Origin of the sequence: Pseudoalteromonas sp. NZS37, assembly GCF_015864265.1 — a bacterium.
GTDB lineage: Bacteria > Pseudomonadota > Gammaproteobacteria > Enterobacterales > Alteromonadaceae > Pseudoalteromonas > Pseudoalteromonas arctica.
This window is the reverse complement of record NZ_JADYXL010000014.1, coordinates 1-23,540: the sequence shown is the minus strand read 5'-3', so window position 1 is coordinate 23,540 and position 23,540 is coordinate 1. Positions and strand designations below refer to the sequence as shown.

Here is a 23,540-nt window from a genome sequence, read left to right as displayed (position 1 = left end):
TGATATTTAATAGATTCTGACGATAAAAAAAATATGTTGAATTGATTGCATTTTAAGCGGCTTGTATGGTGATGTTCGCTTTAAGTGATGTTATACTCCTGCGGAATAATTTATCGACTTTATTAAGAGCAAAATTAATGGCAGATTTATCGAAGTACAGAAACATTGGTATTTTCGCGCACGTTGATGCGGGTAAGACCACGACTACTGAGCGTATCCTAAAGCTTACTGGTCAAATCCATAAAACTGGTGAGGTTCATGATGGTGAATCTACTACTGACTTCATGGAACAAGAAGCTGAGCGCGGTATTACTATTCAGTCTGCGGCTGTAAGCTGTTTCTGGAAAGATCACCGTTTTAACGTTATCGATACTCCTGGACACGTTGACTTCACAGTTGAAGTTTACCGTTCACTTAAAGTACTAGATGGCGGCATCGGTGTGTTCTGTGGTTCTGGTGGTGTTGAACCACAATCAGAAACTAACTGGCGTTATGCTAATGATTCAGAAGTTGCACGTATTATCTTCGTAAATAAATTAGACCGTATGGGTGCTGATTTTTACCGTGTAACTGAGCAAGTACGTAAAGTACTTGGCGCAACTCCACTAATCATGACTTTACCAATTGGTATTGAAGATGAGTTTGTTGGTGTTGTAGATGTTTTAACTAAAAAAGCATACGTTTGGGATGACACTGGTCTTCCTGAAAACTACGAAATCACAGACATTCCTGCAGACATGGTAGATAAAACTGACGAGTATTATGAAATGCTTGTTGAAACTGCCCTTGAGCAAGACGATGCACTACTTGAAGCTTACATGGAAGGTGAAGCACCTTCTTTAGAAGACATCAAACGTTGTATCCGTAAAGGTACTCGTGACCTTGCTTTCTTCCCAACATACTGTGGTTCTGCGTTTAAGAACAAAGGTATGCAGCTTATTCTTGACGCTGTTGTTGATTACTTACCATGTCCTACAGAAGTTGATCCTCAACCTCTTATGGATGAAGAAGGTAACGAAAATGGCGAGTTCGCAGTAGTATCTACTGACGAACCTTTCAAAGCGTTAGCATTCAAAATAATGGATGACCGTTTTGGTGCATTAACATTCGTACGTATTTACTCAGGTAAACTAAACAAGGGTGACACTATCCTTAACTCGTTTACTGGTAAAACTGAGCGTGTTGGCCGTATGGTTGAGATGCAAGCAGATGATCGTAACGAATTAACTAGCGCACAAGCTGGTGACATCATTGCTATCGTAGGTATGAAAAACGTGCAAACTGGTCACACTCTATGTGATCCTAAGCACCCAGTAACACTTGAGCCAATGGTATTCCCAACTCCAGTAATCTCGATTGCTGTACAGCCTAAAGATAAAGGCGGTAATGAGAAAATGGGTGTTGCTATCGGTAAAATGGTTGCAGAAGATCCATCTTTCCAAGTTGAGACTGATGAAGATTCAGGCGAGACTATCCTTAAAGGTATGGGTGAGCTTCACTTAGATATCAAAGTAGATATTCTTAAGCGTACTTACGGCGTAGACCTTATTGTTGGTCAACCACAAGTTGCTTACCGTGAAACTATCACTAAAGAAATTGAAGATAGCTACACGCATAAGAAACAATCTGGTGGTTCTGGTCAGTTCGGTAAAATCGACTACCGCATCAAGCCAGGCGAAGTTGCTTCAGGTTTCACGTTTAAATCATCAGTTGTTGGTGGTAACGTACCTAAAGAATTCTGGCCTGCAGTTGAGAAAGGCTTCAAGTCAATGATGGGTACTGGTGTTCTAGCTGGCTTCCCTGTACTTGACGTTGAAATTGAACTTTTCGACGGTGGTTTCCATGCCGTGGATTCATCTGCAATCGCGTTCGAAATCGCTGCTAAAGGCGCTTTCCGTCAATCGATCCCTAAAGCGGGCGCACAACTTCTTGAGCCAATCATGAATGTTGACGTGTTCACTCCAGAAGATCACGTTGGTGACGTAATCGGTGACCTTAACCGTCGTCGTGGCATGATGAAAGACCAAGAAGCTGGTTTAACAGGCAGCCGTATTAAAGCTGACGTACCGTTATCAGAAATGTTCGGTTACATCGGTACACTACGTACAATGACATCTGGTCGTGGTCAGTTCTCTATGGAGTTCTCACACTACGCTGCATGTCCGCAAAACGTTGCTGATACAGTAATCGCTGCAGAAAAAGAGAAAAAAGCTGCTAAGTAATTAGCTCTTTAACTCTTTAAAAAAACCCGCACATGTTGCGGGTTTTTTATTGCCTATAATTTGGTTTTATTTTTTTAGTTGTTTATAACTACTTTTTATTATTAATTAGTCCTATGTTACTAATTAATAAAAAGGTACTAGAGAGCAATTTATTTACCTCAATCACTTAATTGGTTGGTTTATAAGAGGTTAATTGTAAAGTAAATGTAACTGTATGAATTTTAAGAACTTCTATTGATGCATCTATATACGTAATGTAGAATACTAGCACTTTTAGACTAGAGCTCTAAAGTCAGATAAGGAAGTCTCCGCAGCAGAGACGTTTGCTATTAATTCTATATAAGACGTAACAATCATGAAATCTATTAAATTAGCACCAAACTGGTGGCTACAATTTACAAAATGCGTTTTAGCATTCAGCTTAATATTTTTAATTCATATTATATTTTCTGTGAACCTAAAAATTGTTTTTCTCACTGTAATGCCAGCTCTACTGATTATTACTACTTTTAATATTCTTCATCTTCGTTTTTTACATTGTTATAAAGCAGGCATTTGTTATACGCGTTTATGCACAAAGCGTTATATCAATAGCGAGGAAATTAGTTGCGTATCATTTAGTTCGTTTTTTCTTTTCACCATTTTTAAGGTGGAGTTAGATAATGGTAAAACGTTCCATTTTTATAACTGGCAACTTGATGATGAAACGCAATCAGCTATTTCTAAAATGTACTGCAATAAGTTAGCTAACAAAATTGAAAATATTAGCGATAAATGCAATGCTTGATCTTTAATTTAGATAGCAAAAAGGAGCGATTAATCGCTCCTTTTTTGTTTTTGTATTTTATAACGCGCTAATTAAACTTTTTTATAGCCTTAGCTTTTAGCGCTTTCATCTTTAGCCTGCGTGGCTTCTTAAAAGACTGGATAGGCATTGTTACCAACTGCTCTTGTGGTAGTGCCGGTATTGTTTGTGGATAAGCACCTTCCTTTGGTACCGAAATTTCTTTTAGATGTATTTTAAGTGCTTCTAGAGTTGAGTCGTTATCAACTTCACTAGGGCAAATAAATATACCTAACTTTCTTAGTTGTACACCGAGTTTAATGCTACTGGTATAACGGATAATCGGAGCGCCTAATACTAAGCCCAGCAATATAGGTGATAACCACCAAAAGAATACTGGCGTGAAGTAGTAAGCCGTACAACCCCATGCAATAGCCACAATAGTTGAGAATAACGTATAACCAAACGCCTCTTTCCACGGAACCATACGACCTTCGCGCGGTTGTGCATCCCACTTCACTTTTTTACCTAAAAACACACAAAGTACAAAGTAAGCATGAAATACCATCATTAATGGGGCAACAATAATAGCGAATACGGTTTCAATGATTGAACCTAGTATGAGCTTAATTGAACCACCAAAGCGTTTGTTTCTATGTATTAAGGTTACTATTATGCCCATTAGTTTAGGCATTAATAAAATAACAATAGTTAAATACAAGAGTGAATCAATCAGATCGGTTTTAGCTATTTGCCATGTAGGGAATAATTGATAAACACGGTTAAAGTACACATCACTATTTAATGCGCGCGTTACTGCATCAATAGTACTTAGCGCTAGCATTGAGAGCCAAATTAGTGATGAAATATAGGCTGTGGCACCGAGTAAAAAGTGTAGCTTACTCATTAATTTTAATTTGGATGACGATAGTAAACCTAAGTGCTGAATATTACCTTGCACCCAGCGTCTATCGCGTACAGCGTAGTCTAGAATGTTACTTGGTACTTCTTCATAGCTACCTTCAATATCTGATAGCAACAATACATCCCAACCAGCACTGTGAAGTAGTGAAGCTTCTACAAAGTCATGACTTAAAATTTCGCCGCCAAAAGGTGCATTACCTTTTAGTGTTGGCAAGCCACAGCACGTTATAAATGCTTCAACTCTAATGATTGCATTATGACCCCAGTAGTTGGCTTTATCAGTTTGCCAAAAAGCTGAGCCAGTAGCGAGCATTGGGCTATATAGCACTGACGCAAACTGTAAAAAGCGGCCAAAAAAGGTATCTTGACGAACAGGGATCGGAATAGTTTGGATCAGGCCTGCTTGTGGGTTGTTGAGCATACTTGTAGTAAGCTCTAACATACATTTCCCGGTCATTACGCTATCTGCATCAAGCACAATCATATGGTCGTACTGGCTGCCCCAGCGCTCACAAAAGTCGGTTAGGTTACCTACTTTACGGTGTTTGTTATCTTCGCGACGACGATAAAAAACGTTTTTAGCCGTATCACCTAAACGTTCACACAATGCATGCCATGCACTTAGCTCGTTTTTAGCTATTTCTGGGTCTTGCGTGTCGCTTAATAGATAAAAATCGAAGTTTGCAAGTTGACCTGTTTCTTTTAACGATTGCAGACTAACTTCAAAGCCCGCGATAACACGGTGGGTATCTTCGTTGTAAATAGGCATTACAACGGCGGTTTTTTGGGCGTTAATTGCCTCACTATTGAACTCAATTGGTTTAATACGCTTTAGCGTAAGTGGGTCAATTCGTAATAGCTGTAATACAAAGCCGATTGTTCCACTACAAAATGCCGTTACAATCCAGGCAAAAGTGATTGAGAATAATACTAAAAGAGCATACTCAAGTAATGTCATACCGTTTGAGCTTAAAATCTCAAACATAATAGATATGCCGTAGCCAGATGTGCCAAGCGCTGCAATAGCAAATAGCCAAACTCTTAATGTTTTGAATGGCATTGGAGTGCCCTTACCTTTATTACTTGATGTCATTTGGGTACCAAACATAACTCCATACCTCGCTAATTTCTTTATCACGTAGTTTTAACGATAAACGCATATCAACGGGTTGATCGTCCTGTGGTGCAATTTTAAAGGCTACACGCCATCCGCGTGAATCAGGCAGTTTTTGTACATTCACGTCGGTTACTTCGCCTGTTGTAAGTTGAATGTCGGCATCTAGCTTTAACTGTTCAGAGAGTTGATTTATTTCTGACCCAGTAAAATCAACAGTAAATTGGCGATGGCTTTTTGGTGGAGGGTTGTCTTCACCTGGTAAAGCGGCGCTACCGATCCTTGTGCGCAGTACTCTCGCTTTTTCGTGCTGAGTTAAAGCTGCATTAAAGGTCGTCATTTTGTAGCTTAGCTTTAACGAATCACCGGCTTTCATTGGCTTTTCTGGTACCCAGTAACTGACGATATTGTCGTTAGTTTCTGTGTCAGTAGGTATCTCTACAAGCTCTACACGGCCATTTCCCCATTCACCTTGTGGTTCAATCCATAGACTAGGGCGGTTGTGGTAATGTGCTTCTGTGTCCAGATAGTTATTAAAATCTCGATCTCGTTGAGCTAACCCAAAACCTTTTGGATTATTGTATGAAAACGAAGTTACACTTAGCTGTGAAGGGTTGTTAAGAGGGCGCCATACCCATTTATCATCAGCAGATTGAGTTAATAGGCCATCCGAGTCATGAACTTCAGGGCGATAGTCATCAAAAAATTTGGTACTGTTTTCACCGTGGTAAAACATACTCGTTAATGGAGCTACGCCGAGCTTTTTAATGTCTTTACGTGCAAATATCTGCATATCAACATCAACTAGCATATTAGTTGTAGGGTCAACATTAAACTTGTATGCACCCGATATAGATGGGCTATCTAATAATGCAAAAATGGTAATTTGTGTTTGGTCGGCCTTTGGTTTAACTAACCAAAACTCTTTGAACATTGGAAATTCTTCACCTGAATTTTCTGCAGTATCAATGGCAAGGCCTCTAGCTGATAATCCATAAACTTGCTGAGGGCCAACAACTCTAAAATACGATGCTCCCTGAAATACCATTACTTCGTCTTTATACTCGTTAGTATTTAACGGGTAATGCACACGAAATCCAGCATGGCCTAGTTGAGTATCCGCAACACTTTTAGCTATTTCTTCTTGTAGTGGTGCAGCAGTGCCATCGTATTGGTAAAAGTCAGTACTGAAAGGTAAGCGACTGCGTTTAGAGTCGCTATCAACGGTATTTATTGTCACAGGTGTTTTATATAAAAAACCAGGATGGAATAATTGCAGCTCGTACAGGCCTTCATCTTTCCATACTGCTTTGTCTTTTTTAAATCGAATTGAACGGTAATCTTGATAATCAATATTGTTAAGTGCTTCAAGCTCAATGTTTTTAGGCGCCACGTATTCTTCGCTTGCTAACTTTTTAGCGCGGGCGCTAATTACGTCAAATAAGCTACTTTGTGGGATTGCTACATCAACGGTTGCAGCAATCGCTTGGTTGCTATTGCCCCAAGTCGAAAAAATAATAAGTAGACCCAGTAGTGGTGCTGACTTCTTTTGCCATTTAGGCAGATTTTGGGTTAGTTGTTTCATTCTCATTCCTTTATAAAAACACGACTTATTTTTACGTTTAGGGTAAATATTGATTTTATTTTGTAAGTATCTTCTAAATAACTTAGAGCAAAATTTAAACCTTAATAAAAGTTCATATTTTTCAATAGGTAATGTTTATATACATAATTCACTGAGGTTTTGTTGTGTAAAATTCACTCAAATGTATGTAGTTGTTACTGATTAATTACTAGAAGATTCACAGATCGTCTGAACATATTACGGGGGGTTTAATGAAGCTTGTCTGAATTACATTTGTATAAAATAAAAAAGCCGCAAGAGCGGCTTTTAAATGTTTAGATTTAACTTAGTTATTTCTTTTTAAATCGACGCACTATTGATAGTGGTGCTAAAAGAAGTGATAACCATAATAATGAACCTGCATCATTATCATCATCTGAGCGTAAGTTATTTACTTTCACGGCTACTTTTTCAACGTTAGATAAGTTACCCACGCTATCCTGAGCTTGCACTGTTAAAGTAATACGATTTTCAAATTCGTAATCAATCTCTCCAGCAACAATTAGCTGCCCCTGATTGTTAATAGAAACGCTGTCATTATCAGATGTAATAAATTTAACAACTGGTGATTCATCGGCATTTGGATCACTAAAATCGAGTGTGCCGATAATTGTTCCAATTGCGCTGTTTTCATCGACTGCAAAAACTTGATCAGCTTTAATAACTGGCGTTTGCTCTTCAGGTGTTAAAGTGATTTCAGATTTAATATCAATAATTACAGGGTCGTGATCTGATGCGCGGTATGCACTTTCAGAGTACAAACTAGATTGTTGACCTTCGCTTTTAAACTCTACATTGTAATCAAGAGAAATAGGTTCATCTGCGTTGATGTGCCAATCTGTTGCTGCGACAATTTTGCTAAGTAGTGATTGGGTAGCTACTGCATGATCTAAACTACCAGCGCGACCAGAAAAGCTGTAAGAATAACCAAGCGTATCACCATCAATTTCTGCAACTACATTTTTGTAGCCTTTATCAGCAAATGCACGTATAGGATCTTCCATTGCGTAAGCATTCATATCGCCGACTAAAATAGTATCTTCGTCGTCAACACCGGTTGGTTTGCTATCAAGCCAATTTGCGAATGCATTAGCACCTTCTGTGCGTATTTCATTCCAACAGCCTTGTCCATCACCTGAATCTGCATTGTTTCCAGAAGCACTACCACAGCTTTTAGATTTAAGGTGTGACACAGCAACAGTAAATACTTCATCAGTTTCTAATGATTTAAAGCTTTGTGCAATTGGAGCACGGTTACTAAAATCAAATGGAGCCTCAGTCGTAATAGCAGCAGTACCTACTTCTTCTACTTTGTTAGCACGATAGATAAGTGCGGTAGTAATTGCATCGGTACCAATTTGATCTACGTTAAAATCAACAAATGCATAGTTGTTAGCACTATCAGCGTCATTTAATGCATCTACTAAGCTTGCAATTGCACTAAATTCGCCAAAACCATCATTTTCAATTTCCATTAAACCAACAACATCGGCCTGGATAGCGCTAATGGCACTTACAATTTTAGCTTCTTGGCGAGTAAATTCAGCTTCAGTATCTGCACCTCGGGCTGTAGGGAACCCTCCGCCTTGGCCATCACCATTAAAGTAATTAAGTACGTTAAAGCTAGCTACACGTAAATCTGCTTCAGCATTAAGTTCAGGCGCATTTTCACGTGCATTTGTTGCAATAAACGAAGGTGCTACAGTTGGGTGGATTCTGTAAAGGCTAAAGCTATAAGCAAGTGCCCCCGTAACCGTATTAACTGTATCGCCAGTACGTAATGTATTTTCTGCTGATAAGCCTGGAGTTGGGTAGGCTGTAGGGTCTAAGTTTTGTACTGTAGAGCCATCATCTAGTAAAATCTTTTTAAGTAGATTTTCAGTTTCAACTGCATTAGCTGCATCTCCAGGTAATGCAACTTGGGTACCTTGATACAAGCGTTCTGTTGCTAATTCAACTTCACCATATCGACCAAGGCCAAAGTTATTAGTTACTACTAATGGTTGTTCTAATGTAACTAACATACCTTCAAAAGCTTCTAAATCAGTTGTATCAGCTAAAGGTAAAGTGATTTTTGTAGCTGCTGCAGCTAAACCAGTGCCACATATGGCAACTTGGCTAACACTGCCGATTTGTGTTGCATCAAAATATTCTTCTACAGTACCTTGTACACGTACATGGTCGCCTACGTTTACGTCAATATCTGCAAAATAAACAAATACACCTTCAGAGGTGAGAGGATTTGCATCTATGTCAGCAGCAAGTGAGCTAACAAAAAAGCCTTTTAATTGATCGTCATCTTGGAAGTCTGCGGTTACAATACCCTCAAATTCTACTAAAGTATCAACAAGCGGGCTTGCAGAGCTATCGCCTTGTATAGCGTTAATTAGTACTTTTTCTGCGCCACAAACAAGTGGTTCAAGTGGTTCTGGTTCTGGAATTGGTTCAGGTGTTGTTCCACCATTACCTGCATGTGAACCTAAGCCATCAAAGTCATCTTGGTCAAACTGTACCCATTCTTCACTTGGGTTAAACTCTGCGTCAGGTGTTGTTCTACCTGTGGTAATACTATCTTTTCTACGAAGTGTTTTATTTTGTGTTTGTACTGCGCCCTCAGACCAAAACGAACCGGGATCTACACCGCGCTGGCCAAAGCTATCGACTACAGTGCTACCTTGCATTAGGACTAATGCATCATCACCATTAAAGTTAGCAACACCATGTTCTAAATCGGCTTTTTCTTTTAGTGCATCATTTGAACTTGAATTAACAACAACAAAGGTACTGTTAGCTGCCAAAGTACCAGACAAATCAAGAGTTGATTGAATTGTAGTTTTGCCATTTACATACAAACTTAGTGAGTACTGATCAAGAGTTAGTGGAGATGACGAGTTATTATAAAGCTCAATTGCTTTATTATTACTGCTTCCCTCTATGTATTCTGAAATGATTAGATCTGCGGAGGCTGGCGCACTGAGACTTGCTATAACAAGTGCGAGTGGTGTTATTTTTGTTTTAAACATTTTTTTATTATTCCCGTGTATTAATCCCAAAATGGGACACCAGTTTAGAGAATAAATATGACGAAAATAATACAAAAATGTAAACGAATGTAAATAAAAGGCGGTTTAACCGCCTTTTTATAAAAACCTTACTTTTTAGCTAGGTATTGTGCGGCTTGCTTAGCAAAATAGGTCAATATTCCATCAGCGCCTGCACGCTTAAATGCAAGTAAAGACTCCATTATAGTAGCTTCCTCACTTAACCAACCGTTATCAATAGCTGCTTTGTGCATTGCATACTCGCCACTTACCTGATATGCGAAAGTAGGTACACCAAACTCGTCTTTAACACGACGTACAATATCTAAATAAGGCATGCCAGGCTTAACCATGACCATATCAGCGCCTTCTTGTAAGTCTAATGCGACTTCACGTATTGCTTCATCAGAGTTTGCTGGGTCCATTTGGTAGGTTTTTTTATCGGCACCTTTTAAGTTCCCAGCAGAACCTATTGCGTCTCTAAATGGGCCATAGTAGCTAGATGCATATTTAGCTGAGTAGGCCATAATACGGGTATGCACAAACCCATCAGCTTCAAGTGCTTCACGAATTGCAGCAATACGGCCATCCATCATGTCTGAAGGGGCAATTACATCAGCGCCCGCTTCTGCATGCGAGAGTGCTTGTTTAACTAAAATTTCGGTGGTTACGTCGTTTATTACATAGCCTGTGTCATCAATAATGCCGTCTTGACCGTGCGTCGTGAATGGATCAAGTGCACCATCAGTAATTACACCCAACTCAGGAAAGGCTTCTTTTAAAGCGCGAACAGTGCGTTGCACTAAGCCATCGTCACTATATGCTTCTTCGGCAAATAGTGATTTTTTGTCCGCAGGGGTTACCGGAAAAATAGCAACGGCAGGTACGCCAAGATCAACAAGTTCTTTTGCCTCAAGTAATAGTAAATCTATCGATAGACGTTCAATACCAGGCATTGATTCAATTGCTTCGCGACGATTTTTACCTTCTAGTACAAATACAGGGTAAATTAAATCGTTTACGCTAAGTTGGTTTTCGGCCATTAAGCGGCGAGAAAAGTCGCTGCGGCGCATTCTGCGCATGCGAGTATACGGGAAAAGGTCTAATCCTGATTGGGCCATATTAATATGCTCCTACTGTGGTAATGGAAAAGTGATTACTTGATTACGGCCATGTTGCTTTGCGTAATAAAGTGCTTTGTCGGCGCACTCAGTAAAAATTTGAGGGTTGCTAACATCATCAGCAATGCTGGTGTATACACCAGCGCTAATTGTAAATTGAATATCATTATTGGCAACCGTTACTGTACTGGCTGAGATAGCTGCTCGTATTTTTTCAGCTATGTCTTGTGCACCTTCGCTGGGGGTATTAGGTAATAGCACCACAAACTCTTCACCGCCATAACGAGCAACTTCATCGAGTGGTCGCTTTAAATGATCTTTTATAAGGTCAGATACTGCTTTAATAACTTGATCGCCAATTATGTGTCCGTATGTATCGTTAATGCTTTTGAATCGGTCTATATCAAGCATAACAATACTAAGCGGCGTTTGTTCTCGGCGAGACCGACGAATCTCCATTATTAGCTTTTTATCAAAAAAGCGTCTGTTTTTTATTCCGGTTAAAGCGTCTTCGGTATTGAGTAACTCAAGTGAGCGGTTTTTTTCTTCAAGTTCTCTGAGTGTAACTTGTAATTCAAAGGTGCGTTCGTCGACTTGTGATTCGAGTTCTTGGCGTGTTTTTTCTTGTAACTTTAAGCGCTCTTTAAGTAGCGTATCTTGAGCTGCATTTTCAGCAATCAAGGTTTGCTGAGCAATTACTTCTTCATCACGTTGCAAAATAAATAACTTCATTACACTGTAGCATAGACAAAATGTGCAGCTAAAAAAGCATGTAAATACAAATGCTAATGTACTTCTGTCAAAGGCGTATAGCCCTATTACTGCAACAATAAAATAAAGCATCACCACCAAGAAAAAAACTAATACGAGCAGTAGCGCTTTATTAGGTTTAGAAGGTGATAAACGTATGCACATAAGTGTAGTTGCAATATAAAATCCTAAAACGATTGGGATAGTAGTTAAGCAAAATAGTGTCACTATATGGGTTGGAAATAGCCAAATAAACAATAACGAGACACCTAATGCGTTAACTATCACTTTTTGAACCGTTAGTAAAAAAGAGGGCTTTGGATGGCAAATTTGCTTTTGTAAAGGCAAAAACATTAAAGCAATAAGCATAAGTAATATAGGGATCATAACTTGCTGTAATGCTGGCAAATTAGGGTGAATATATTTTAGGCCAAAGCCACAAATGTAGGCTAATAAACTACCTAATGTGAGGGTAATTAAACCAGCATAAACAAAATAACGTTTACGTGAAAAACTATATAAAACTAAGCAACTCACACCTAAAGAAAATATAAAACCAATCAATAAGCCATAGAGTAAATTAAGTTTACCTTTATGTGCCAAATAAACTTCTGGTTGCCACAGCGTTAAAGGGACTCGCAAGCCGGAGCTATTCGTCACTCTCATAATAATAATGGTTTCGCTATTTGCAGGGCTAATTAGTTTAACTAATAAAGATTCACTCTTAATCGCACGTTTATTAAGGGGGTATGCATCGCCAATTTGGGCGTGAGAAATTAATTGCGAGTTATGTAACTGATATACTTGAACGTCGTTTAGCAGAGGGTTGTTTAGTGACAACAGTTGTTCGGTATTATAACTAAGCGTGTTTTTTATTTTAAATTTCATCCATACAGAACGCTGCTCAAGACCTAGGTTAAGAGGTTTACCTGTGTTTTTTTGCCACTGTATATGGCTACTTTGTTGTGCATCTAATAGCGAAGTTGGTTCAAAAGAGTAATGCAGGTTATTAATGTTTTGGGAGTTAAAATCATGTTTTATTATTACAGGGCTTGCGAAAGAGCAAAAAGTGCAAAGAAGCATCAATAGACTTAGTAATGCTTTTGCGCACGCCATTAGCAGCTCTTTAAACCAAAAACATTGTAAAAGTTTTCTGTAGTTCTGCGGGCCACAACTTCTTCATCTATTTGATAAAGTTGCGCAACTGTTTGGCAAATATAAGGAAGCAGAGCAGGTTCATTTTTACGCGATTTAGGTTTTGGCTTAACTGTTCGTGGAATTAAAAATGGTGCATCAGTTTCTATTAATAATCGATCTAGAGGAATGCTAGGCACTAGTTGTTGTAAATCTTTACCACGCCTTTCATCACATACCCAACCCGTTATACCAATATACAGACCTAAATCTAAATATTGCTTTAGAGCTGCTGAGTTACCCGTAAAGCAGTGGAGTACACCGCGAATATTAAACTCTTTTAAAATACTTAGCATGTCGTCACTTGCATCACGTTCATGTAAGTAAACAGGTAAATCTAATTTTTCGGCAAGTGCTAGGTGGCGTCTAAAAACACTACGCTGTACATCGCGAGGCGAAAAGTCACGGTTATAATCAAGGCCGCATTCACCAATCGCTATGACTTGCTTATTGTTTGCAAGTGCAGTTAATTGTGCTTCTAATTCATTCGTCGCCGATTTAGCATCATGTGGGTGGACACCCGCCGTAGAATATTGGAGATGTTTTATCGCAAGTTCAAGTGATTGCTGACTACTCGCAATATCACAACCTATAATAAGCATATTTGTAACACCGGCTTCGCTTGCACGGGTAATTACATCATAATGCTGGTCATCAAATTGATGATTAGTTAAGTTAACTCCAGCATCAATTAACGTATATGACATTACTTAGTACGTTTAACGCGAATAGAGCGGTTTTTACCGTCTTGTTTCAGTAAAAAGGAGTTGAATGCACCACGGCTGATTACAATTGTATCGTTTTCTTTTAAACGCATGCTGTCAGAGCCAATTTGACGCCATTGTTGGCCGTTATCTAGCGAAATAATTAACTCGCCATAAGCTGCTTCTTTCACTGAAGTAACCATAGCTTTAATTTCAGTCTCTTTTTCTACCTGTGATTCTTTGTGCTCTAAGCCAAAATCGTCAGCTTTTGCCTTTGCTTGAATTGGTGCAGCAACTACGACTTGAGGTACATTGTTAGCCGTTGGTGGAGTGAGTGTTTTTGTTATTGTTGGCTTTGTTAGTGATTTACCAGCAATTGTATTGTCATAGCAAAGTAATCGGTTAAAGTCATTTTCAATAAAGCTACATGCTTGCAGGGCCTGAGTATTAAATTCAGTTTGCGCAGCAAAAGTTGGCGCACTTAATAAAACCAATAGTGAGAGTAGTTGTTTTTTCATTTTATTCCTCAGATTCTTTTTGTGGTTTGGCGGTATAAAATTTTGCTAAAATTAAACCTAGTTCAAACAAAAGAAGCATCGGAAATGCTAATAATGTTTGTGATAAAACATCAGGCGGTGTTAAAAACATTGCCACTACAAATACACCCACCACGATATAAGGGCGCTTTTCTTTTAAGCTTTTTGTTGTTGTTGCGCCACTCCAGCATAGCAGCATAATAGCTACTGGAATTTCGAAAGCGACACCGAATGCAAAAAATAGTTTTAATACGAATCCTAAATAGCTAGCGATATCGGGTGCTAGAGTCATCATTTCGGGACCTGTACTTGTAAAAAAACCTAATATAATTGGTAGTACTGCAAAGTAGCAAAAAGCGATACCCCCATAAAACAAGACAACGCTTGAGATTAGTATAGGTATTAGCATTTTTTTTTCATTTTGGTACAAGCCAGGAGCTATAAACCCCCAAATTTGATGAAGTATCCATGGAGTAGATAATAAAGCCGCAACAAAAAAAGTAAGCATCATAGGGACTATAAAAGGGTCACTCACATTTATAGCTATCATGGTCGCGCCATTAGGTAAATGAACCACTAATGGTGCAGCTATAAGTTCGTAAATATTATCTTTAAAATAAAACAGCGCGATAAAAAATAATAAAATGCTCAATAGCGCTTTTATCAGTCGATCACGTAACTCAATTAAATGAGATACAAACCCCGATTTTACTTCCTCAACCATTATTTTTTATACCATGTAGTAAGTTGACCACAAAGTGAGAGATAAATTTCACTTTTTTTCATCAAGTTGTTGGCTATTTGATGTATCAGGTTGTGTTTTTTTGTAGCTGTGAGTAACTGACTCAGCCGCTTTTTGTAGCTCCGTTAATGAACTTTGTAGCTCAGGGCTTAAGTCTTTTAGTTCTTGTTGTTCTGCTTTTTTAAGGTTTTCGTGAAGTTCATGAATACGCAGTTCTTCACTTACTTCGGCTTTTACCGAGTTGGCAAGTGATTTAGCGGTTTTAACCCATTTACTCACTGTTCTAATAGCAACAGGTAAGCGCTCAGGGCCGAGCACCACTAGGCCAACAATAAAAACAACAACAAGTTCCCACATCCCCATACTAATTAAACCTTATTGCTATCTTTGTTTTTTTCAGTATTGGTTGAGTCGTCAACGGTGCTTTTTTCTGATTGTTGAATTTGCTCTGATTTTTCTTGCTCACTCGCTGTGTCGTCCGACATTGCTTTTTTGAAGCCTTTAACAGCGCCTCCAATATCACCACCCATACCGCGTAGTTTTTTTGTGCCGAAAAGTAAAACTATGATCGCTAAAACAATTAATAATTGCCAAATACTAATACCACCAAAACCCATGGTTTTCTCCAATATATAAAACGGTTAAATGTATATTTTAAATACTAATTATACGCCCAATAGCGCAAATAGCACTCAGTTTATGCGTTGCGCCATGCTGCAATAAAGCTAATAGCGGATAAGGCTATTGCAATGCTTGCAGCTACTAAATCGTGCTGTAAATAACAAAGTGTTGCCATAATCATTGTAGCACTACCAAATAAACTCAATATTAAAGGTTTATGAGATACCTTTTGTTCTTGAGGTTGATGAGCGTGTGGTGCACGCTTTAAATTTTGGTAAATTAGATCAGGTAGTTCAGGCATTTTTTCAGCCCAAAATGGCAAGTTAGCATACATTTGCTTCAGTACTGATAGCGGTCCAACTTGCTGCTTCACCCAATCTTCTAAAAAGGGTTTGGCTGTTTTCCATAAGTCGAGTTGCGGGTAAAGCTGACGCCCTAATCCTTCAACGTATAATAAGGTCTTTTGTAGCAATACTAATTGCGGTTGTACCTGCATGTTAAAACGACGTGCAGTATTAAATAGATTTACGAGCACGTGACCAAATGAAATTTCAGCCAAAGGTTTATTAAATATAGGCTCGCAAACTGTGCGAATCGCAAATTCAAATTCTTCAATGCTTGTATCTGGTGGTACCCAACCTGAATCTACGTGTAGCTGTGCAACTTGGCGATAGTCACGATTAAAAAAGGCGATAAAGTTTTCAGCTAAATAGCGTTTATCTTCTTTGCTTAAGGTACCCACTATACCGCAATCAATACCGATATACATTGGATTTTCAGGATGCTCGCGAGAGACGAATATATTACCTGGATGCATGTCGGCATGAAAAAAGCTGTCTCTAAACACCTGCGTAAAAAACACTTCTACGCCGCGCTCAGCAAGTAATTTCATATTAGTGTTTTGCGCCAGCAATGCATCCGTATCAGAGACAGGTATACCGTAAATACGCTCCATTACCAGCACATTGCTACGGCTGTAATCACTGTAAACTGCAGGTATATATAATGAATCAGAGCCTTCAAAATTGCGTTTTAGTTGAATGCCATTGGCACCTTCTCGCATTAAATCGAGCTCGTCTAGGAGTGTTTTTTTGTATTCTTTAACCACTTCAACAGGGCGTAGACGTTTTGATTCGTTATGGACTTTTGCAAGTACCTTAGCGAGCTTTTCCATTAACGCTAAGTCGGCATTAATTTGCTCGTAAATATTGGGTCTAATAACCTTAATTACTACATCTTGCTCAATGCTTTGCTCATCAATAAGCTTTGCTGTATGTACTTGCGCTATAGATGCTGAGGCCAGTGGAATTTGTGAAAACTCACTAAACAATTCACTTATATCGTTAATTTCTAGCGCTTTTTCTATGATTTTTTGTGCAAGTTCGCCTTCAAATGGCTGAACTTGATCTTGTAAAAATGCAAGCTCTAAAGCGATATCATGAGGGAGTAAGTCACGACGAGTTGAGAGCATTTGGCCAAACTTAATCCAAACAGGACCAAGCTCTTGTAGTGCCAAACGTAAGCGTAGCCCTGCAGGTTTTTCTTTGTGCTGATTACGCAGCCAAAACAAACTGCCACGAGCTACTCTACCAAACCAAGGGATCTTATGTTTTGGAATTAGCTCGTCTAGCCCATAGCTAAGTAAAGTTTTGGTGATGTTATATAAACGTGCAGTCGACACAAAAAATCCTTAGCGGGTGTTTGAAGGTGAAAAAGAGTTTAACAAGGTATTTATACGCAGCTCAACAGCAGCGACTTGGCCTTTGAGTTCTCTATTTTTTTGTTTAAATTGCTCAAGCTCTAATGGGTGAATAGTAATTGCGAGCTCATCTTGGCATAAACTTGTAAGCATTGTACTTATTTTAGTGTTGGTTTTGCTGCTCTTTTGTTTTAGTTTTTTTAAGTGCAGATATAACTGCTGAGCGGGGGTATCGCCAATGTATCTAGAGAGCTGTTCAGGCCAATCAATATCAATGCCTGAAAACGCATTGCTATAAGTTTGCGCAATATTTAAATCGCCTTGTAAGTCGAGCTTATCTTGGCGAATTAACTGGGTAAGCATAGCTGGGTTTTTAAGCGCTAAAAGCGTGTCTATGTCTGCGCTGATCATACAATCTGCGTTTTCATTATTTTGAGCACTGTATAAGTGTAATTGCTCAGCGCTATAAACAAGTTGGATGCTTTGTTGCCAATCTCTTACTTCAACCACTAAGCGCTGATGTTTAACGGCGCTTAGCTTTTGAGATAATTGTGGGTCAAGGCTAAGTGCTTGATTTAGTACACGCTCAATAAGCGAAAGTACAAAATTAGGTAACATAAAAAATTCAGATGGCATTGCATCATTATTATTTTTTGTTATTTTCTCAAGCGCCATAACTGCTAGCCTTAATATTTAAAACCACGGTGCAGCGCAACAATTCCGCCTGTGAGGTTTTGGTATGTTGTTTGCTCAAAGCCTGCATCTTCCATCATCGCTTTTAGCGTGTCTTGATCTGGATGCATTCGAATAGATTCAGCTAAATACTTATACGATTCACTGTCGTTAGCAACTAGCTTACCCATTGTAGGCAATAAATTAAATGAGTAAAAATCGTAAGCTTTACTAAGTACGTCATGCTCTGGTTTTGAAAACTCTAAAACAAGTAAACGACCACCTGGCTTTAAAATGCGGTACATAGAGCGTAATGCTTTGTCTTTATCGGTAACGTTACGTAAGCCAAAGGCAATAGTGATCACATCAAAGCTATTATCTGGGAACGGTAGCATTTCTGCATTCATTTGTACGTAGTCGATATTGCACACTAATCCAAGATTATGCAGTTTTTCACGACCAACTTTAAGCATAGATGAGTTTATATCACCCAAAACAACTTGACCCGTTTCGCCCACTAATTGGCTAAACTTTGCCGTTAAGTCGCCAGTGCCGCCGGCTAAATCGAGTACATGATGGCCTTTACGAACACCTGAGCTTGCAATAGTTTGACGTTTCCATAAACGATGCACCCCAAAAGACATTAAATCATTCATTACATCGTATTTTGCAGCTACTGAGTGAAATACATCAGCAACCATAGAAGCTTTATCGTTCTCGGCTACTGTTTTATAACCAAAATGCGTGGTCTTTTGTTCGGTTTCGTTCATGATTAATCTCTATCGTGACAATAGAGGTTAGTGTACTTTATTGTACACAGTAGGTGCAATTTGAATATGATTTATCAGGTAATTTATTGCCCTGCAGTGTAACTACTTTGACCTAATGAACGTGCTTTAAAAGCCGCATGAGATGCTTTTTTTGCTAACTGATTAAAATCATCTTCTTGTTGATGCTGAGCAATTCCTAGTGATAAGCCAATACTTGGTAGCTTGATACCTGTTTTTGAACTAACAAAGCGTAGCTTTTCGACCCCATTTCGTACTTTTTCGGCAATAACATTAGCTGTATCTGGGTCTATGTCGGCGAGGAGAACAGTAAATTGATCTTTTGCTGTGCGACCAGGTAAGCCACTTTGAAAAACATATTTTTGCACTTGCTTAGCAACTTTACTCAAAATGACTTCACCAATAATATCACCATAATTTTTAGTAAAGTGATCAAGGTTGTCTATTTGAATCGCTATTGCGCAAATAGATTTTTGTTGATTAGTCCACACTTGGGTTTGTTGCGTTAAATAATGGCGCTTATAAAGCCCTGTTTGGCTATCAATAATATGCTGTTTACGAAGTTGAGTTAGGTGCTTTTGTGTTTTTTCGTGTAGTTGTTTGGCTTTGCTTAGTTCTTGCTTAAATTGCTTATGTTGGTTGAGTAATTCGGCGGTTTGATTATGAAGTACTTCAAGCGCTTGACGGCTTTGTTCTATGTTGTTCTCATCTAGCGAATGTACGCATTCGCTTACTTGACCCGCAAAGCGAATTATTTGCTTTTCAGTAGCTTGAGAATTTTGAGAAAGTGAGTTTATAACACCATCAACATTTTGAATCATGTTAACTTGCGCTTTGTGCCCAGTATTTAAAAACTCAGAATGTAGCTGTTCAATTAAAACGCTATCTATATTGTCTTCAACAGCAATAGCACGGTCTAAAGCTTTATTTAGCTTGAGATTAGTTTGACTGGTATAAGCATAAATAACTTGATAATTCAGCGGCGTAGGTGGGAGCGCATAACGCTCTAAAAAAACACACACTTTGGTCATTTTTTCTTGTGCAATAGCCATGGAATCATGGAACATCATTTTTTAAATACCAACTAAGTACGCATAAGTGCAAATTCGAATATCTCATTCCATGAGGCGGTTATGCGTCCGAGCTTTTTATTATTTTTTACTACAGTAATCGTTATGTGCGTTATTTAAAAGTAAAAACAGATGTTAGGGAACTTAAATTTTACTTTAGCAGCTTGATAGCTGTTTTTCTCATCAATTAAGCTTATTATTAACTCTGTTAGTGTCGCTTTTCACTTTAATACACTTGTTTTTAGTAAGGTTTATTAATTAAAGTTGGTCTCATTTACTTGCTATTTATTTAGCCTGCGATAGCTTTGTGAAATTAATAACACTGCTAAGTTACATTATAATGAATCATTTTTTAATTAAGCCACTTCGCCAATATTTATTTGGCATCACGGTTTTGTGCTCATTGAGTGCATGCCAAATAACAACACCAAATGCCAATAAACAATTCACCCAAGTAGCGAAAAGCATTGTCGATTATAGGCAAAGTACTAATCCTTATAGAAACTTAGAGGGAGTTGAAGGTTACTTATTACCAAATTTATCGCCCGAATTTTTAGCACAAGAATATAAAAATAAAACGCGATTACTTGCTGAATTAGACACTATTAATATTGAAAAGCTAAGCGATGAAAATCAAATTAACTTCGATATTATTCGAGCTCAAGTACAAAACAGTGTCGATGAATATGTATTTAATGCGCACTATATGCCGCTCACCTCTGAATATGGGTTTCATTCTGGTTTGTCGTACATAATAAATAGCTCTCAATATAAAAACCCGGAAGATTACCAAGTGTATCTTGCACGATTGGCGCAAGTTCCGCGCTTTTTTGAGCAAAACATGTATTGGATGAAAAAAGGGCTTGAGACTGGGCTTACTCAACCTAAAGCTGTATTGGAAGGTTATGAAGATTCAATTAATGCTTACATTGTTGACGATGTAACTACATCTGAGTTTTATAAACCTTTTTTAACTAATACAGCGGGTTTGAGCGACAGTGAATTTAAAGCACTACAACAAAAAGCCAAAATCATTATAAAAAAAGAGGTTATAAAATCTTATAAAGGTTACTTAGTGTTTTTTACGCAGCAGTATCGACCTTTTGCACGTACAAGTATTGGCATATCAGAAACACCTAATGGCGAAGCGTTTTATAAAAATAGAGCTAAGTACTACACCACCACCGACATGACACCTAAAGAGATTCAGGAACTTGGCTTAAAAGAAGTTGAGCGAATTCGTAGTGAAATGGAAAACGTAATAGCAGAGGTAGGTTTTAAAGGCACGTTTGCTGAATTTATCCACTTTTTACGCACTGATCCACAATTTTACGCTACAACACCAGAGCAGCTTTTAAAAGAAGCATCTTATATTGCTAAAAAAATGGATGCACAACTGCCTAAGTTATTTCATACCTTACCGCGCAAACCTTATGGTGTAGCACCTGTACCGGCCAGTATTGCACCTAAATACACAACCGGTCGATATTCAGGCTCTAATCGAGATGATGAAGCAGGGTATTATTGGGTAAATACTTACGCTTTAGATAAGCGTCCTTTGTATGTTTTGGAAGCATTAACGCTGCACGAAGCAGTGCCAGGTCATCATTTACAGATATCACTTAATGCAGAGCTTGAAAATCTGCCGAGCTATCGTCGTGATGCTTACCTTTCGGCATTTGGCGAAGGTTGGGGGCTTTACTCTGAATATTTAGGTTTAGAAGCAGGCTTTTACCAAGACCCATATAGCCGTTTTGGTCGTTTGACGTATGAAATGTGGCGAGCAGCGCGTTTAGTTGTTGATACAGGTATGCATACGTATGGCTGGAGTCGCGAGCGTGCCATGAACTTTATGAGCGAAAATACAGCGCTTTCGTTGCATAACGTTAAAACCGAAACCGATCGTTATATTACATGGCCTGCACAGGCGCTTTCGTACAAAATAGGTGAGCTAACTATTAAGCGTTTACGCGCTGAGGCAGAGCAAGCGCTAGGAAAAAACTTTGATATTCGTGAATTTCATCATCAAATATTACGTCATGGTTCAGTGCCTTTATCAGTGCTAGAAACACAAGTACGCATGTATATAAAAAATGAATCAGTTAAGCTGGAAAGTAAATAAGTATAATTTTAAAAAATGGGTACTGAGTTGTTTTTATAGCTATTTAAGTTACTAGTTTGTTGGTAAGTGTTTGTATTTGTTATTTTAAGCAAGCAAGTTAGTAAATATAATGAGCCATTTAGTTCATTAAAACGGTCAGTATTTATTAGGTATTATTTTAAAAATCACCAAGGGTCATAAATGAGCAATTTTATAATGTTTAGTATCGATATATTTGCAAGTATGTTTATAGTTGTACTCGGGTTCGTTGTGCTTACTGTTATTATTTTTTATATTCGAGATGTAACGCAAACAAAGCATGCTATTAGACGTAATTACCCTGTTATTGGTCGCTTTCGATATTTTTTTGAACGCCAAGGGGAGTTTTTTAGACAGTACTTTTTTGCTCAAGATAGAGAAGAAATGCCGTTTAACCGCGCAGAGCGAAGCTGGGTTTATCGTGCAGCAAAAGATGTTGACCGTACAGCTGCGTTTGGTTCTACGCAAAGCTTAGAAGTAACAGGTACGGTTATGTTTATGAACTGTGCTTTTCCTACTTTAGATGAAGAAGCACTCGACCCGAGCAATGTTACTTTGGGTCCATACTGTAAAACACCTTACACAACCAACTCGTTATTCAATGTATCTGGTATGAGTTTTGGTGCGCTTTCAAAGCCAGCTGTACGAGCCTTATCAAAAGGGGCAAAACTAGCAGGTTGTTGGATGAACACCGGTGAAGGGGGGTTAAGCCCTTATCACTTAGAAGGGGGGGCTGATATTGTTTTCCAAATTGGTACCGCTAAATATGGTGCACGAGACGAGCACGGTAATTTAAGTACTGAAAAACTTAAAGAAATAGCGGCTCACGAACAAGTAAAAATGTTTGAACTTAAAATGAGCCAAGGCGCAAAACCAGGTAAAGGTGGTATGTTACCAGGGCGCAAAGTCAACGCCGAAATAGCTAAAATTAGGGGTATACCAGAAGGGCAAGATTCTATTAGCCCCAATGGTCATCCTGAAATTAAAAACCCAGCCGATATTCTCGATATGATTGCCACTGTACGTAACGCGACAGGAAAGCCTACAGGCTTTAAAGCGGTAATTGGTGCTTACGGATGGTTAGAAACGTTGTTCGCTGAAATAAACCACCGTGGTATAGAGTCTGCACCTGACTTTATTACCATAGATAGTGCTGATGGTGGTACGGGCGCAGCACCACAACCGCTTATGGATTCGGTGGGTTTACCACTGCGCGAAAGTTTACCGCTTGTAGTTAACATGCTTGAAAAACATGGGCTGCGAGATCGTATTAAAATAATCGCCTCAGGTAAATTAATTGTTCCTTCAAAGGTTGCTTGGGCGTTAGCGCTCGGTGCTGATTTTGTTGTATCGGCTCGGGGGCATATGTTTGCACTGGGCTGTATTCAGGCAATGCAATGTAATAAAGATACCTGTCCGACGGGTATCACTACGCATAACGAGCGTTTGCAACGTGGTTTAAATGTAGCTGATAAAGCGCAGCGAGTAGCTAACTATAATAAATACATTCATTACGGAGCTGGGCTAATAGCTCATTCTTGTGGTGTGACTAGTGCACGCGAATTAAAACGTGAACATGTACGTATAGTGCAAGAAAGTGGTTTATCAGAACCGCTCGATAAAATTTACGAAAACTATAAGTAAGTTTTTAACTAACTAAAAAAGGCGCTAATAGCTGTCTCTTATACACAAATCCCTGCTAAGAAATTAGCGGGGATTTTTTTGAACTAAATCTCAATGTCATGATCAGATCTTCAAATCTTGTTTGAGGGCACATTATGATTAACGAACATA

At 38.6% G+C, this 23,540-nt stretch carries 17 protein-coding genes; 3 read left to right on the top strand and 14 right to left on the bottom strand.

Going from position 1 to position 23,540, the window contains the following annotated elements; genetic code table 11:
• Nucleotides 1-137: 137 nt before the first annotated feature.
• Nucleotides 138-2,222, top strand: a complete 2,085-nt coding sequence (gene fusA / locus I6F47_RS18805; protein WP_010554859.1) for an elongation factor G — start codon at nt 138-140, stop codon at nt 2,220-2,222.
• Nucleotides 2,223-3,076: 854 nt separating this feature from the next.
• On the opposite strand, the gene mdoH is transcribed toward fusA, so the two are convergent.
• From mdoH to I6F47_RS18735, 14 genes are all read right to left on the bottom strand, one after another.
• On the bottom strand, nt 3,077-5,038 hold the full coding sequence (gene mdoH, locus I6F47_RS18800) for a glucans biosynthesis glucosyltransferase MdoH (protein ID WP_024593824.1): 1,962 nt from the start codon (nt 5,036-5,038) through the stop codon (nt 3,077-3,079).
• A complete protein-coding gene (locus tag I6F47_RS18795; protein WP_165722832.1) occupies nt 5,010-6,629 on the bottom strand; it encodes a glucan biosynthesis protein in 1,620 nt (539 codons plus the stop codon). Before I6F47_RS18795 ends, mdoH begins: the two co-directional genes overlap by 29 nt.
• 329 nt (nt 6,630-6,958) lie before the next feature.
• A complete protein-coding gene (locus tag I6F47_RS18790) occupies nt 6,959-9,691 on the bottom strand; it encodes an ExeM/NucH family extracellular endonuclease (RefSeq protein ID WP_197184360.1) in 2,733 nt (910 codons plus the stop codon).
• Between the two features lie 128 nt (nt 9,692-9,819).
• On the bottom strand, nt 9,820-10,830 hold the full coding sequence (gene hemB, locus I6F47_RS18785) for a porphobilinogen synthase (protein ID WP_197184359.1): 1,011 nt from the start codon (nt 10,828-10,830) through the stop codon (nt 9,820-9,822).
• A 12-nt stretch (nt 10,831-10,842) separates the two neighbouring features.
• Nucleotides 10,843-12,696, bottom strand: a complete 1,854-nt coding sequence (locus I6F47_RS18780; RefSeq protein WP_197184358.1) for a sensor domain-containing diguanylate cyclase — start codon at nt 12,694-12,696, stop codon at nt 10,843-10,845.
• Nucleotides 12,696-13,481 carry a TatD family hydrolase gene (locus I6F47_RS18775; RefSeq protein WP_197184357.1) on the bottom strand — a complete coding sequence of 262 codons (786 nt, stop codon included), beginning with the start codon at nt 13,479-13,481 and terminating at the stop codon, nt 12,696-12,698. Before I6F47_RS18775 ends, I6F47_RS18780 begins: the two co-directional genes overlap by 1 nt.
• Nucleotides 13,481-13,996 carry a hypothetical protein gene (locus tag I6F47_RS18770; protein WP_165722835.1) on the bottom strand — a complete coding sequence of 172 codons (516 nt, stop codon included), beginning with the start codon at nt 13,994-13,996 and terminating at the stop codon, nt 13,481-13,483. The genes I6F47_RS18775 and I6F47_RS18770 overlap by 1 nt, the downstream gene beginning before the upstream one ends.
• 1 nt (nt 13,997) lies before the next feature.
• On the bottom strand, nt 13,998-14,738 hold the full coding sequence (tatC, locus tag I6F47_RS18765) for a twin-arginine translocase subunit TatC (RefSeq protein ID WP_024593819.1): 741 nt from the start codon (nt 14,736-14,738) through the stop codon (nt 13,998-14,000).
• 48 nt (nt 14,739-14,786) lie between these two features.
• Nucleotides 14,787-15,119, bottom strand: coding sequence for a Sec-independent protein translocase protein TatB (tatB, locus tag I6F47_RS18760; protein ID WP_024609389.1), 333 nt, complete (start codon nt 15,117-15,119; stop codon nt 14,787-14,789).
• Nucleotides 15,120-15,124: 5 nt separating this feature from the next.
• Nucleotides 15,125-15,373, bottom strand: coding sequence for a Sec-independent protein translocase subunit TatA (gene tatA, locus I6F47_RS18755; protein ID WP_007579853.1), 249 nt, complete (start codon nt 15,371-15,373; stop codon nt 15,125-15,127).
• An 80-nt stretch (nt 15,374-15,453) separates the two neighbouring features.
• Complete coding sequence (gene ubiB / locus I6F47_RS18750) at nt 15,454-17,058, bottom strand: ubiquinone biosynthesis regulatory protein kinase UbiB (protein ID WP_197184356.1); 1,605 nt, start codon at nt 17,056-17,058, stop codon at nt 15,454-15,456.
• A 9-nt stretch (nt 17,059-17,067) separates the two neighbouring features.
• A complete protein-coding gene (locus I6F47_RS18745; RefSeq protein WP_197184355.1) occupies nt 17,068-17,751 on the bottom strand; it encodes a ubiquinone biosynthesis accessory factor UbiJ in 684 nt (227 codons plus the stop codon).
• 11 nt (nt 17,752-17,762) lie between these two features.
• Nucleotides 17,763-18,518 carry a bifunctional demethylmenaquinone methyltransferase/2-methoxy-6-polyprenyl-1,4-benzoquinol methylase UbiE gene (gene ubiE, locus I6F47_RS18740; protein WP_197184354.1) on the bottom strand — a complete coding sequence of 252 codons (756 nt, stop codon included), beginning with the start codon at nt 18,516-18,518 and terminating at the stop codon, nt 17,763-17,765.
• 83 nt (nt 18,519-18,601) lie between these two features.
• Nucleotides 18,602-19,588 carry a GGDEF domain-containing protein gene (locus tag I6F47_RS18735; RefSeq protein ID WP_024589467.1) on the bottom strand — a complete coding sequence of 329 codons (987 nt, stop codon included), beginning with the start codon at nt 19,586-19,588 and terminating at the stop codon, nt 18,602-18,604.
• 358 nt (nt 19,589-19,946) lie between these two features.
• Between I6F47_RS18735 and I6F47_RS18730 the strand changes: the two genes are divergently transcribed.
• Together I6F47_RS18730 and I6F47_RS18725 are read left to right on the top strand one after the other, a co-directional pair.
• Nucleotides 19,947-21,728, top strand: a complete 1,782-nt coding sequence (locus tag I6F47_RS18730; protein WP_197184353.1) for a DUF885 domain-containing protein — start codon at nt 19,947-19,949, stop codon at nt 21,726-21,728.
• 180 nt (nt 21,729-21,908) lie between these two features.
• Nucleotides 21,909-23,390, top strand: coding sequence for an FMN-binding glutamate synthase family protein (locus tag I6F47_RS18725; RefSeq protein ID WP_024589465.1), 1,482 nt, complete (start codon nt 21,909-21,911; stop codon nt 23,388-23,390).
• The last annotated feature ends 150 nt before the right edge of the window (nt 23,391-23,540 follow it).

Bases quoted from the DNA above. Each gene is read 5' to 3' on its own strand.
- I6F47_RS18735 (WP_024589467.1), bottom strand. From the start codon at position 19,588: ATGGCTATTGCACAAGAAAAAATGACCAAAGTGTGTGTTTTTTTAGAG.
- I6F47_RS18730 (WP_197184353.1), top strand. From the start codon at position 19,947: ATGAATCATTTTTTAATTAAGCCACTTCGCCAATATTTATTTGGCATC.
- ubiE (WP_197184354.1), bottom strand. From the start codon at position 18,518: ATGAACGAAACCGAACAAAAGACCACGCATTTTGGTTATAAAACAGTA.
- tatC (WP_024593819.1), bottom strand. From the start codon at position 14,738: ATGGTTGAGGAAGTAAAATCGGGGTTTGTATCTCATTTAATTGAGTTA.
- I6F47_RS18745 (WP_197184355.1), bottom strand. From the start codon at position 17,751: ATGGCGCTTGAGAAAATAACAAAAAATAATAATGATGCAATGCCATCT.
- I6F47_RS18725 (WP_024589465.1), top strand. From the start codon at position 21,909: ATGAGCAATTTTATAATGTTTAGTATCGATATATTTGCAAGTATGTTT.
- I6F47_RS18790 (WP_197184360.1), bottom strand. From the start codon at position 9,691: ATGTTTAAAACAAAAATAACACCACTCGCACTTGTTATAGCAAGTCTC.
- tatA (WP_007579853.1), bottom strand. From the start codon at position 15,373: ATGGGTTTTGGTGGTATTAGTATTTGGCAATTATTAATTGTTTTAGCG.
- I6F47_RS18795 (WP_165722832.1), bottom strand. From the start codon at position 6,629: ATGAAACAACTAACCCAAAATCTGCCTAAATGGCAAAAGAAGTCAGCA.
- tatB (WP_024609389.1), bottom strand. From the start codon at position 15,119: ATGGGGATGTGGGAACTTGTTGTTGTTTTTATTGTTGGCCTAGTGGTG.
- mdoH (WP_024593824.1), bottom strand. From the start codon at position 5,038: ATGTTTGGTACCCAAATGACATCAAGTAATAAAGGTAAGGGCACTCCA.
- hemB (WP_197184359.1), bottom strand. From the start codon at position 10,830: ATGGCCCAATCAGGATTAGACCTTTTCCCGTATACTCGCATGCGCAGA.
- I6F47_RS18780 (WP_197184358.1), bottom strand. From the start codon at position 12,696: ATGGCGTGCGCAAAAGCATTACTAAGTCTATTGATGCTTCTTTGCACT.
- fusA (WP_010554859.1), top strand. From the start codon at position 138: ATGGCAGATTTATCGAAGTACAGAAACATTGGTATTTTCGCGCACGTT.
- I6F47_RS18770 (WP_165722835.1), bottom strand. From the start codon at position 13,996: ATGAAAAAACAACTACTCTCACTATTGGTTTTATTAAGTGCGCCAACT.
- I6F47_RS18775 (WP_197184357.1), bottom strand. From the start codon at position 13,481: ATGTCATATACGTTAATTGATGCTGGAGTTAACTTAACTAATCATCAA.